Annotated in this window: 10 protein-coding genes; 4 read left to right on the forward strand and 6 right to left on the reverse strand. The window is 45.9% G+C overall.

Features of this window, described 5'->3' with window-relative positions; translation table 11 throughout:
* The first annotated feature begins 194 nt into the window (after positions 1–194).
* Complete coding sequence (locus MHI06_RS21555) at positions 195–2,267, forward strand: methyl-accepting chemotaxis protein (protein WP_340399038.1); 2,073 nt, start codon at positions 195–197, stop codon at positions 2,265–2,267.
* A 96-nt stretch (positions 2,268–2,363) separates the two neighbouring features.
* Entirely contained in the window at positions 2,364–3,536 is a 1,173-nt protein-coding gene (locus MHI06_RS21560; protein ID WP_340399039.1) for an aminotransferase class I/II-fold pyridoxal phosphate-dependent enzyme, read from the forward strand.
* 289 nt (positions 3,537–3,825) lie between these two features.
* Here the strand turns inward: MHI06_RS21560 and MHI06_RS21565 are convergent, their stop codons facing one another.
* From MHI06_RS21565 to MHI06_RS21575, 3 genes are all read right to left on the reverse strand, one after another.
* On the reverse strand, positions 3,826–5,874 hold the full coding sequence (locus tag MHI06_RS21565; protein WP_340399040.1) for an iron ABC transporter permease: 2,049 nt from the start codon (positions 5,872–5,874) through the stop codon (positions 3,826–3,828).
* Positions 5,871–6,872, reverse strand: a complete 1,002-nt coding sequence (locus MHI06_RS21570) for an iron-siderophore ABC transporter substrate-binding protein (protein ID WP_169481261.1) — start codon at positions 6,870–6,872, stop codon at positions 5,871–5,873. The genes MHI06_RS21565 and MHI06_RS21570 overlap by 4 nt, the downstream gene beginning before the upstream one ends.
* A gap of 181 nt (positions 6,873–7,053) precedes the next feature.
* Positions 7,054–7,596 (reverse strand): CueP family metal-binding protein, encoded by a 543-nt coding sequence (locus MHI06_RS21575; protein WP_169481262.1) that lies wholly within the window; start codon positions 7,594–7,596, stop codon positions 7,054–7,056.
* Between the two features lie 164 nt (positions 7,597–7,760).
* Here MHI06_RS21575 and MHI06_RS21580 point away from each other — a divergent pair, with 164 nt between their 5' ends.
* A complete protein-coding gene (locus MHI06_RS21580; protein WP_340399042.1) occupies positions 7,761–8,393 on the forward strand; it encodes a TetR/AcrR family transcriptional regulator C-terminal domain-containing protein in 633 nt (210 codons plus the stop codon).
* Between the two features lie 106 nt (positions 8,394–8,499).
* On the opposite strand, the gene MHI06_RS21585 is transcribed toward MHI06_RS21580, so the two are convergent.
* Both MHI06_RS21585 and MHI06_RS21590 read right to left on the reverse strand, forming a co-directional pair.
* Positions 8,500–9,270, reverse strand: a complete 771-nt coding sequence (locus MHI06_RS21585) for a glucose 1-dehydrogenase (RefSeq protein WP_340399043.1) — start codon at positions 9,268–9,270, stop codon at positions 8,500–8,502.
* Positions 9,271–9,487: 217 nt separating this feature from the next.
* A complete protein-coding gene (locus MHI06_RS21590; RefSeq protein ID WP_340399044.1) occupies positions 9,488–11,341 on the reverse strand; it encodes an AraC family transcriptional regulator in 1,854 nt (617 codons plus the stop codon).
* A 197-nt stretch (positions 11,342–11,538) separates the two neighbouring features.
* Here MHI06_RS21590 and MHI06_RS21595 point away from each other — a divergent pair, with 197 nt between their 5' ends.
* Positions 11,539–12,513, forward strand: coding sequence for an ABC transporter substrate-binding protein (locus MHI06_RS21595; RefSeq protein WP_340399045.1), 975 nt, complete (start codon positions 11,539–11,541; stop codon positions 12,511–12,513).
* 598 nt (positions 12,514–13,111) lie between these two features.
* Here MHI06_RS21595 and MHI06_RS21600 read toward each other — a convergent pair.
* Entirely contained in the window at positions 13,112–13,510 is a 399-nt protein-coding gene (locus MHI06_RS21600) for a hypothetical protein (RefSeq protein WP_076332907.1), read from the reverse strand.
* Between the last annotated feature and the right edge of the window lie 53 nt (positions 13,511–13,563).

Raw genomic sequence — 13,563 nt, forward strand, 5'->3', positions numbered from 1 at the left:
ATTGTTAGCTGCATGTAAAGTTCTGTATCGTTCTGTCCCCACTATGATGTCACTTCCATACCTTCTCGATCCGATCTTATTCCCATTTCTGTTGATTTTTTTCGTTTAGCCTACAGGAATCTACATAATTATATATATTATTCCGACATATAATTAGAAGCTTTTAGCTTAATACACATCTGGGGAGATGGAACATGTCAAACATTTTAAGGAATCGGGTATTAAAGAAAACACGAACATCCAGCATCGCGAACACATTATCCATTGTGCTATTGGTCATTATCGTGGTCGTCTTTGCCGTTCTGGGGACGTTCATGTATTCAAGCACACAAAACATTTTGGTCAAACAACAGGAGTCTATGCTTCAGACCAAGACACAAGCGATTGTAAGTGAGTTCGATGCATTATTCAAAGAAAAAGGTTCACTGGTCAAGCAAATGTCTACCAATAAGTTATTTCGACAATACATAGAAACGACCGAATCGGCAGAGGTTGCAGCCAGTTCCACATACGCAGCGGAAACTCAGGAAACACTCGCAGCCATCGTTAAGGAAGAGCCTTCGTTCGCCGATGCCTGGATCGCAGGTTTAGGAGGTAAAGGCTTCTGGCTGCAAAATGATGGTGCGGCTTCCGCCCCGGATTTTGATATCCAAACACGCCCATACTATAATCCGGCTGTAGCCGCAGACGGGTTATATTTCTCTGATCCGTACATTGATCTTGCAACAGGCAGTGTGCTCATGGGCATATTCTATCCAATCAAAGATGACAATGGTCAGCTTATTGGATTTGCCGCGGCTGATATTGCATTCAAGGATATCCCGGCCATTATGGAGAGCTACTCACTGGGAAGCACGGGTTACTCCATTCTACTTTCCAAGTCCGGAGATATTCTCTACCATCCGGATCAGGAGAAAGTTTTGAAAGAAAAGATTACGGACACGACTGGCGGTATTGGGGACATCGGCAAAAAGATGATCGCTGGGGAATCCGGTGTGCAGTTGATTAATGACAATGGGGAAAGTCGTTATATCGGCTACGCAACCAGTAAAGATACAGGGTGGTCAGTAGGTCTAACCATATCCGAGAAAGAAGTTCTCGCGGAATTAAAAACATTTACATGGATTACGCTTGGCGGATTTGCCGCTGCTACCATTCTGCTCGTGATCATCAGTTACATTACACTTCGTTACCTCTTGAGATCGATTCCACAGCTGCTTACCAAGATCAAGTTGATTGAACAAGGCGATCTGACAGTTCAGCTGGATGCGAATTCCAATAATGAGATCGGACAGATTGCTCAGGGATTGAATTCCATGGTGCAGAAGATTCAAGGCATGTTACAGATGGTCGGCAGCTCGGCGCATGTCCTGAATCAGTCGTCTAATGATCTGCAATCCATATCTTCAAGAACAGCAGGGACCATGAACGACACGTCTACAGCCATCAATGAAATTGCTAATGCAACCAATTATCAATCGATTGAGACAGAAAATATTTTACGCAAAACAGGTTCATTATCGAATCAAATCGATGAAATCGCGACGGATGCTCAAGCGATCGAGACGATGGTGCAGACATCTGTTGATCAGAGCGGCCAAGGACTCTTAGTCGTTGAACAACTCTCCAAATGGGCTGAGGAGAACCACAATTCTACACAGGCGATGTCCTCCATTATTCAGGAGATTGATCTGAGTCGTAATGAAATATCCAGTTTTGTGGATACCGTAAAACAAATTGCTTCACAAACCAACCTGCTGGCACTCAATGCATCGATTGAAGCTGCACGTGCTGGGGAACAGGGCAGAGGTTTTGCTGTCGTGGCCGAAGAAGTGCGCAAGCTTGCAGAACAAACTGCGATGGCGACAGAAGAAATCAACAAGAAGGTACGTGTGATTGAAGAGAAAACCAACATCTCGGTTGAACATACCGTGCGCGGCATGAAAATTGCGGATGAAAATGCCAAATCCGTAGAGGACACGAAACAAGTCTTCTTCAGTATTAACAAGGACCTGGAAGATTTGAAATTACGCATGGTCCAGATTACTGGCAATACAACCAATGTTCATAAGCACAAAGATGAGATTTTCCAGGCGCTGGAGATTATCTCCTCGACAACAGAAGAGAACTCTGCTTCAACAGAAGAAGTTAGCGCCAGCACACAAGAACAATTGGATAGTATTGAACAGGTGGCTGATCTTTCGAAGCAGTTGAATCAGTTATCCAATAAATTGCAAGACGAATTGAGCCAGTTCAAGGTTGAATAGCATAAGTGACTATCTCCCTCCTCTTCTCATTTGCGCCTGATCCATTTATTATAAATAGATATGTGTGTACGAAGAGGATTGGAGGAATACATCATCATGAACTTTGCTAAACGTATGGAGCACTTCAGTGAAGGGATCTTCACCCGGTTGCTGGAGATCAAACGCCAGCGCCTGGAGAATGGGCAACCTGTCATCGATCTCAGTGTAGGTACACCAAATATTCCACCTGCGCAGCATATCATCACTGCACTATGTGAAGCTGCTGCTGACCCGTTGAACTATATATACGCGGTGAATGACCAGAGTGAGCTGCTGCAAGCTACAAGTGAGTGGTACAAGCAGCGCTATCAGGTCGAATTGGACCCGAAGACACAGGTCTGCTCCTTACTCGGTTCACAAGAGGGACTGGCGCATATCTCCCTCTCCATCGTGGACGAAGGAGATCTCGTTCTGGTACCTGATCCCTGCTATCCTGTCTTCGCCGATGGACCTTTATTGGCCGGAGCAGAGCTGTATTATATGCCGCAAAAAGAAGAAAACGGATATGTTATTCAGCTTGAGGATATTCCGGAAGATATCGCTCATCGAGCGAAATTCATGCTGGTCTCCTATCCCAACAATCCGACAACAGCGATGGCACCGGATCAGTTCTATCTTGATCTGATTGCCTTTGCCAAGAAGTATGATATTATCGTGCTCCACGATAACGCGTACAGTGAACTTGTATTTGACGGAAAGTCATGTGGAAGCTTCCTCGCGTTTCCTGGCGCTATGGACGTCGGTGTGGAATTCAATTCCTTATCCAAAACCTATGGCCTGGCCGGAGCCCGAATTGGCTTCTGTGTGGGCAATGCAGCTATGGTCGCCATGATGAAAAAGCTAAAATCCAATATGGATTACGGCATGTTCCTACCGATCCAAAAAGCAGCGATTGCTGCCATAACCGGAGATCAATCCGAGGTTGAACGGGTCAGAGCGATCTATGAACAGCGCAGAGACATCCTCTGTGAGGGCTTCAGCAATCTCGGTTGGCCGATTGCCAAACCTGAAGCGACCATGTTCATCTGGAGCCGGATTCCGGCGCACTACGACAGCTCGGAGCAATTCGCCATGGATCTGGTTACACATACGGGAGTCATCGCAACGCCAGGAAGTGCCTTTGGCCCTTCAGGTGAAGGTTATGTGCGATTCGCCCTCGTTCAAGATCATGAGATATTACAGCAAGCCGTACAGTCAGTCGATGACAGCGGGATTCTGAAATCCAGCTAACGACAGCACGATTCACATGTGCTCAACCCAAAATCCCCTCAAGGTACACAGGGAGTAAGAGCTTCACGCTTAATAACGTGACTCTCTATTCCCTGTAGACCTGAGGGGATTTTTTCATCTCCGGAGGACTAGACATTCTTTAGGTGATGCTTTGTGTGTTGTGCCAGCTAGGGGGACACAAACCATTGTCTGTACACACGGGTTTAACGAGATCATAAGATCGTGAGATGAATGGTACCACGCGACAGCAAAAAGCCTGCTCCGAGAGCAGGCTTTTGGTTTTAACTATTTATACAGACTTGCGCCAGTTGGAACGATACATCAGATACAGGAAGTACGGCGTTCCGATAATCGCAATGAGTATGCCTGATGGAATCTCTGTTGGCGCCATGACGGTTCTGCCGATCGTATCGGCCAGCACCAACATGACTGCACCGGCTAATGCGGATAAAAACATCGAACGTCTTAACTTATTCCCCGTCAGTAACCGAACCATATGTGGTGCAATCAGACCGATAAAACCAACAGTTCCTACACAAGCAACAGCACCTGCTGCAAGTAATACACCCACGGTCATGGCCAGTAATCGTGTACGGCGTACACCCAGTCCAAGTCCAGATGCACTATTGTCGTCGAATACCAACAGTTCGAATCTACGCGCCAGCCACCAGGCCACAGGTACCAGAATAACTAAAAATAATCCGATAACCTTCACCTGTTCCCAGGTACGAGCATAGGTGCTTCCCGTCAGCCAGATATACCCGCTGCTACCGTATACGGCACCACGGACAATCAGAATCTGAATCCCTGCTCCAGCAATGGCAGACATCGCAATTCCCAGCAACACAACCGCCGAAGGGTTCAGTCCTTTCTTCCAGGCGAGGGAGAACACAACCACTGCAGCAATGGCTGCACCGATGATTGCCGCAATTGGCAGCAAGTATATCGGAAGACCCGGCCATAAGATGATGACCATCATCGCTCCAAGCCCTGCACCTGAGGATACACCGACAATTGAAGCATCTGCCAGCGGGTTACGTACCGCCATCTGAATGAGCACACCACTGATTGCCAGTGCTGCTCCTGCACCTGCGGCAACAAGGGTACGCGGAATTCGAAGCTGAATCAGCGCAGAGAACAGTCCATCCGATTGGAATAGACTCGGTAACCAATCGGCCAGAGGAATTCGCATACCGCCAAACATCGTACTGAGCAAGATTAGCGCGACGGTAATGACTGAAAATAATACAGCCATTGGGCCAAATGCAAAGCGACGCGCAGCTCCTCCTGTACTCATTGAAGTGGACATGCCTGAGCCGTTCGCTGCCTTCATGCGAGTAAGGACAAGCCAGATGAGCCACGGTGCACCAATGATCGCCATAACAGCACCTGTCGGCAGCTCCATGCTGGAGTTATGCACCATTTTGGCAAGCACATCCGCCCCAACCAGGAGCGCTGCTCCCCATATGAACACACCTGGTAACAGCAATCGGTTGGAACGTACGCCACTCAATCGAACCAGATGTGGCGCAACCAGCCCCACGAAGCCAATCGGCCCAATTACACTGACGATGACTGCAGCCAGCAGTACCGCGAGAATTAAACCACCCGCACGAGCCAATCCAACCTTTTGCCCCAATGAAGAAGCCGTTGATTCATCCAGCTCTAGCATATCCCACTGTCTGGACAGGATTAACGCGAGAAGCGTAATACCAATCACCCAAGGCCAAGCATAGGACACACCACTCCAGTCATTCTGGACAAGTGTTCCCGAGCCCCAAAGGAACAACCCTTGCGTCTCCATGGAGAAAAAAATATGTAATGCGCTTGTAAATGAACCGAGCACCATCGATACAATCATACCGGACAACGCAAGCCGAACCGGGCTTGATGTTCGTCCGCCGCCCATGAAATAAGCCGCAAAGGCTGCCAGCAGACCACCAAGAGCTGCGAAGAGAAAAGGCGACTGACTTAACAGTCCTGGAAAAGCAATAACTCCCAGCACCACCACAAAGTACGCTCCTGCATTAATGCCCAGCGTATCTGAAGCAGCCAATGGATTACGAGTAATCGTTTGCAGCAAAGCACCCGCAACAGCCAGTGCGCCACCCGCAAGAATACCAATCACTGTGCGTGGCATTCGCAAATCCCAGACCATATTGTGCTCTAATGTATCCTGTCTGCCTGTAAGTGCGTCCCAAACGACATGCAAAGGAATGGATGCCTCTCCATAACACAGACTTACAAAAAAAAGCACGATGAGAGCGGTTAGACCGCCCCCATATATGCTTATTGTGCGCCAATTCATAGTTGGCTTAGATCCTTGAACCGAACTCATTTGGTAATCGCCTCTACTACGCCATCAACCAATACTTTGGAGGAGATCGGTCCACCAAATGTCCATGTTGTGCTATCCAGTTGATAAGTGCGTTTGTCCTTCACGAAGTTCAGTCCATTCCATACAGAGTTATCTTTCATGGCTGTGCCAAAGACATCATCGTCTGGTTGGGTGATGTAAATGAAGTTACTGTCCTTTACAGCAGTCAAAGACTCAATGCCTACTGTGGAGAAGCCATAGTTTTCAACTTTGTCCGGCTTCCAATCGTTAACCAGTCCGATTTTATCCAATGTACCAATCACAACGGAATTATCGGTAAACATACGCAGGCTAACTGCATTTTGATAAGTGAACGCTTGTGTCAGTGCAAAGTTGAAGTTTTCTTTACCCGCAGCAGCCAATTTTTCTTTGGCTTCTACATAGTGCTGATCGAGATCACTCAGAACTTCTTTTGCTTTGTCTTCTTTACCCAGAGCAGTTGCAATGTTATTAAAGATCTCTGTCATTTTGTCATAATCATAGCCGTTACCATCGTACGGATCATATTCAATCGTTGGTGCAATCGCGTTCAGTTGATCATAGACCGCCGTATTATTATCTGCATTAGCAATGATGAGATCTGGCTTCAAAGCAGCAATAGCCTCCAGATTCGGTTCACTGCGTGTTCCGATATCCGTTACACTGTCATCCAGTGCTGCTTCGGATGTTACCCATACTTTATAGTTAGCGTTATCTGCATTACCTACTGGTTGAACACCCAGGGCAACGACATCTTCCGTATATGTCCATTCAAGTGTAACGACACGCTCTGCTGGCTTGTCCAGCTTAAGCTCTCCACGTTTATGCTTCACGGTAACAGGACCTGCTGTCTCTTCAGCTGGAGCACTACCCGAATCAGTACCTTGACTTGTATCTGTTGTAGTCGTGGTTTTACCACAACCTGCCAAAACCAGCACAAAGGCCAGCATAATCAACAGTCCGTTTAACCCTTTTTTCATATCTTTATCTCCCCTGTTTATATGTATTTATATGATAACAATTATCATTATCACTATTGGATTATGCCGTAGGAATGGATTTTTGTCAATGCAAAGTACCATGTAATTCAGATTCTCCGAATAAAAGGAACAGGGACTGCCACTAGGCAATCCCTATCGCACAGGTAGATCAAATGGATGTTTAACTCAGCTGCATCGTTGTGATACACGTATCATCGTTGTCATATGTAGACAGTTGAGTCTCAGCAATTTTTCCATCATGAAGTATACGAATAAGATATGTTCTATCTCGGGGTACCCATAGATCCATAAATCCGTTTGCACCAGACTTCACCATGGTATCCTTCATCAAGGTGTTGCCCTCGGAATCGTGAATGGTTACATTGAACTCCTCGTTGCTCAGTTCCCCCTGACAGCCGGTCAAGCTATGAATTGCACAGGGATGGGTCTGGTCCACGTAGGGCGCAATGGAAAGGAAAAATTCATTTTCAGGCAAATCGTATGTAGTGGTCTTTTTATCTTGATCGGTGACAATTAACTGTTTGGCATTAATGGAGGCAGATTCCGGTGTCTCTTTACCTGTGCTGATATCTTCCACCAATTTTCTGATGTTGGGCGCACTGGCTGTACCCGCCTCATCCTTGCCCGTATTGCTTGCAAACAGATAGGTTCCGATCACAATTACAACTGCAACACTTGCAATGATCCACATTTGTTTTTTCATCTGGAGTCCATCTCCTCGTCCGTTTTGGTTTATTATAAGGTAGAACACAGTGAGACGGACAGATTACGACACCAAAGTCACCATATATTCACATTTTTGTATTGTAGTAAGATTAATCTACTGCCTGTGCACTGTATCATTGATAAGTAAGGGAGGTTGTGTATATGTTTAAGTCTCCATCTGTATCTGACACTGATCGAAGAGTACACAAATCCAAACTGGCTCTGAAGACAGCCCTTCTGGAATGGATGTCCCGTAAACCATTGGCCAGTATAACCATCACCGATATTGTCAAATCCGCCGATTTGAACCGCAGCACATTTTACAAGCATTATGTATACAAAGAAGACCTGTTTGATGAATTGTTACATGACGTGATTGACGATCTCAAATTAGCCTATCGAGCACCCTATCAGCATTTCCGTGATTTCGATATGAAGGACCTTAACGCCTCAGCAATTCAAATTTTCGACCATGTACTGGCTCATGCCTCCTTCTATACATTGCTGGTTCATTCTAACGTGCTACTGGATTTCAGGGATACACTCTATATAACACTTAAGAACTTGTATCTGGAGGATGTGACCGATCTGTCACCTGATCCACGGTTGGATAAGGAACTTCTCGCCTGTTATCAGGCTAATGCCGTTCTTGGTTTAATTACGGGTTGGGTGCAAAGCAACTTCAAATACAGTGCCTCCTATATGGCGGAACAACTGTTGGAATTCACACGCATGAACCGATCCCAAGAGATTTATCGGTCTAATCTCCATTCTGCAACGAGTCCACCAAGATAAAGTTACGCCATAACTCTGTAGTGGAATCTACTCTTAAAAAGAGGTACTGTCTCCCCTGAAGCTTGAGATACAGTACCTCTTTATTATGTCGAAACATTTATTTTAATTAGTTGCTGATCCAGCCACCATCTACAGGCAACTCAACACCTGTAATGAATTTGGATTCATCAGATGCCAAAAACAGGTAGGCGTAAGCGATATCCATAGATTCACCAGCATGTGGAGGCAGTGGAGCAAGATTTTTGTAATGCTCCCCCATCTCCACCTGGGATTTGATGCCTGCTTTCTCCACCATCCCCGTAAACACAGCACCCGGATGTACGGAGTTCACACGAATATTGTCTTTGGCAAACCACTGTGCCCCGTGTTTGGTCAATGAACGTACAGATCCCTTGGAAGCACTATAAGCCGCGCCCTGGGCATCCGCGATTCCACCAATGATCGCTGCAATGGAAGAGGTATTAACGATGGAACCTTGTCCATTCTTCTGCATATAAGGAATGACTGCCTTCATGCCGAGCCATACACCTGTGCCATTAATGGACATAACCTTGTCCCAATCCTCTAACTCAGCTTCCAAAATACCTTTGGCCATATGAATTCCCGCATTGTTGATCAGAATATCTATTTTACCGTATTTCGATACGGTTTCTTCCACAACAGCATTCCATGACTCTGGACTGGACACATCCAGCTTCAACGCAATGGCTTCCCCGCCATCAGCTACGATCAGTTTAACCTGTTCCTCCAAAGCATCGATTGCCACATCGGTAGCCACTACCTTGGCTCCTTCTCTTGCAAATAATTGAATACCTGCCAATCCCATTCCACTTGCGGCACCGGTTATAATTGCAACTTTTCCAGTTAATCTGCCCATTTCATATCATCCTTTCCTATTAAGATGAATACCTCATTATGACATCCAACCTGCTAACACCTTTAGTATACGGATGAAATGAAAGCTCTTTCAATCAGCAAATAGACAGGCTTTTGTGGGATAACCGATAGTGTCTGCCTCCTTTTGTCTGTTATGTCAAAGTTAATCCACAAATCTAAACCAATCTGTTGTTTTCACTCTCATACTGTATTCCATCTCAACGTGCCATAATCCGCTCTGCCATTTCCTCGGCTTGCAGCACGGCAGACAACGGGTCGGAGAGAAAATATCTATTCCAATCAAGGTTAATAATCCGGCAATGATCTGTCTCGATGGATTTCTGCCATGGTTTGCCTGAAGCTTGATCAACCCCAGGTCTTGGACCATTATCCAACACCAACAGGTAGTCCTCCACGTACCCTCCTACCGCACTCCGCGCAATATCTAGGTACTCCAAGCCCGGCTCCAACAGTTCCTGACGAACCTTGCCTGCCGGCTTCAAGTTCAGTAAGCCATAGGCTGCCTTCCCCCCACGAGTTCCCGTATTTCCCACAAGAGTAATATGTTCTCCCCAATTCGGATCAATAACAGTAAATGTCTTCTCTGCGGAGACTTTGCCTGTGATCGTTTGCTGCAAAGTATGTACTCTCCGCATGTATTCCTTAATCCATGTTTCGGCCTCTGTCCGGCGATTCAGAATACGTCCCATCTCTCGAATCTCCTCCGCGACAGAGCTGTAACCATTCCCTCCATAGACCACCGTAGGTGCAATCCGGGCATAGGAAGCGTAGGCGGCAGGATTCCAGGTGATGATCAGATCTGGCTCCAGTTCAAGCACTCTTTCAATGGAGATAAAATTATGATTCCCGATATCCTGTACTTGGTCATAGATATAAGGCTCCAGCATTTGGTTGCTTTCAATGAGTGAATGTGGCGCTCCAAGAGGTGTTACCCCCAATGCTAGCACTTCTCCCAAATTCCAGTCCACAACAACACGGCTAGGCTTGTTCGGTACCGTAATCTCGCCCATGCTTGTGGCAAGCAACCGAGTTCTGGCTCTTGGCAACGCGGCCGCCGAGGATTTCCACACTTGGACTCCTTTCAAATCTATAGTCTCCTGTTCTGGCTGGGGCTGGTCAGCTTCAACTATGGATACTGTTCTTACGCTCCAGCCGGAATAGTGACTTTCCAAAGCGGCGTGTGGTTGGAAAGTTTTCGGGGCTACATCTGGAATACTGCTCTCTCGACGCTTTCTGTAGAACTCCGGAGAAACCCCATAATGTTTTTTGAAATAACGACTTAGTGTATAGCCATTCTCATAGCCTACTCTTTCCGCGATTTCCTGTAAGGTCCCTTTCGTACTCACCAGTAGTTTCAGCGCCTGTTCCATCCGAATCTGTAACAGCACACGACTGGGACTCGTGTTCAATTGAAGCTGAAACAATTGGTTCAGATACCTCGGACTGCAATCCAGCATTTCAGCAACCTGTTCCATCTTGAGTGATTCCGCGTAGTGACGTTTCAGATAACGGACTGCCTGATCTACCCGATCCAGCTTCGTACGGTTCTTCCTCTTCTCTTGCATTTGTTTCAGCATCTCGGCGAGCCATTGATAGAACAACGCCTTGGTTTGAATCCGGCCTGCTGACTGTAGTTCATTCCACTGTCTGTATATCAACTGCATAATTTCAATTAATGGCAAAGGGTACGTTGGTTCAAAACCAAAACTGACTTGCAGAGACTCCGCCCCAGTATATGTTTGGGATTCTTCAGCATTTGGCTTCTCTGACTCTGGTGACGAATACGACAACACATGTAATTCCATTCGCTTCTTAGCCAGACAATCCAGACGCATTCCTTTGGAGGCATGCAGAATATATGTCCCTTTAATGTGATGCATCGCCTGACCGAGCCAGATCTTCCCCTTGCCATTCGTAATTAATAAAAAAGCATTCGAGGGAAGCGTCCACGTATTAGGATCTTCACTGATGTTAATGGTAATGATTCGAATATCCAGTAATCGGATCGTTATATGCTCCCATAATGCGCCGTATTCTTCTATGTTCATCATCAAGGACCTTTCTTTATTTCCTCGTTACCACACCCAAAGCTTTGCCTCATCATATATGATAACCATTCTCAGTTCAACCTGTCGATCTGTTCTGAAATGGTTATGCTGCCGCTTCCGAATCGGTTATTGTGCAATTGCAAGTTTCCCTCTAGAGTTATATAAATGAAAATCATTATCAATTAGAAAGAGGGTTCGTCATGTTGTTCAAGAAAGCTTGGTATCGAATGGCCCTGCCGGTTTTGCTGATCATGGCTGTATTCATTAGTGGTTGTACCCAAAAAGAGACGGTGGAATCCGTCACGACAGAAACAGAAAACGCCGCACCACAGACAAGAACACTCTCAACGATGATGGGAGACGTCACCGTACCCCTTAACCCGGAGCGGGTTGTCGTTGACTGGAATATAGGACATGTTCTGGCTGTCGGCGTAACACCCGTTGGTGTGCCGGGTAGCCTGCTGGATTACGGAATGTTCCTGCGTGACAAACTTACAGATAGCGCAGATTTGGGTAACCACAGTGAGGTTTCGCTTGAGAAAATGGTAGAGCTGGAACCGGACCTGATTATCACATGGGACCAAGAGAAATTTCAGACCTATTCCAAAATCGCTCCGACTGTCGTATTCGTACCAGATCAGTATGATTCCATGGAAGCCGAAGTAACAGCCATGGGCGAGATTCTGAATCGTCCGACAGAGGCCATAGCGTGGAACGAATCATTTAAACAACGGATCGCAGCTGCTCAGGCCAAAATCAAAGATGTGATTCCGGACGGCGCCACCTTTACCGTTGCCGATTTTAACTTTTTGAAGAATCCCGCCATTATCGGCAACAGCGCCAATCGTGGCGGGAGAGCAGCCTATGAATTGCTAGGACTGACTCCAGCACCCAAGGTGAAGTCGGATCTTCTGGACCAAGATAAAGAAAACCTGGAAGCTAGCGCGGAGGTATTCGGAGAGTACGTGGGTGATTACCTGCTGATGATGGTTACAGAAGGCACGAAGGATCACTCCCTGTTGCCGAACGTCTGGGACAATCTGCCTGCGGTGCAGAACAACCATATCTTCAAACTGGATATCCATAAATATTTCACCGCTGATCCCTACACCTCCATTCTACAAGCCGAAGAGATCGCAGATCGACTCGCAAGTGGACAGACTGAGCTGAATTAGCGCGAGTTTTCAAATCTAGTGAGACCCGAAACCGAACCTACAGTCTGGGATTCAAGATTTTTATCCAGCTCAAAAAAGATTACACAAACAGCGCCCACCAGAACGATTCAGGTGGCGCTGTTTTATTTGGTTTGAATATGTCGCTGTTACCGAAACATTATATCTATATAAGTTGAACTAATCATTTACACGATAACGGAGAGGACAGAAAAAACCTGAAAAAGCGAAGCGTTCGCCTTTATCCCCGGATTTTCCCCTTCGGAAAAGGGGATCAAAAAAATTCTGGGGATAACAGCGATTGGAAGGTTATTCTGTCATCGTAGTGTCAGTGTAAATAATCTTTAGTTCAACTTATATAGTTACACAAATAAGTGTTCATACTTTCGAATCTGAGATCTTAAAATTTGAGCAACTCTCCCAAGATCTTGATCATGTTGTTCAATGAATTGAATAACTGAAGATCGATCGAATCGAAGATTTGTTTCCAGCGCACGTGCTTGTTTTGAAAAATCACTGCTAAATGGCTTCGCCTTAATCTTACGCAATGCAATACTTGTTGGCATGCTTAGCGGATAGTCTGTTGTATCTGACAAAAGTCTTACGAGAATCCTTGCTCACCTGCAAAACGGGGATGGACATCAGCACAAGACAACTCCTCATTAGAAAATCGAATCCAGACATAATCATCATATAACACACCATGGGTTTGTTTTACGATCTCCGAAGCTACATAATCATTCAGACCCAATGATTGCAAAATTTTATCGGCATGGTGTCTGGTGCGAGGGAAGCATCTGGATTCGAAGTAATCCAATACATCTCCTACGGTTACCTTGGACTTGCTTGGAAAAGGGAGAAAAACAGGAGATACACTTTTATCTTGCCATACATCAACCGTTTGATTGCTATAATCCAACTTCACTTTGGCAATCACCTGGTCATGCTCCAAGACCTCAAATTCAAGAGGAGAAGATATAAATTTGTTTATTTTTTTCATCTGCTACCTCCCATAGTGATCTTTCATATTTCTTTGTTATGATTATATCATTT

Source organism: Paenibacillus sp. FSL H8-0079, from assembly GCF_037991315.1.
In the GTDB taxonomy this organism is placed as follows: domain Bacteria; phylum Bacillota; class Bacilli; order Paenibacillales; family Paenibacillaceae; genus Paenibacillus.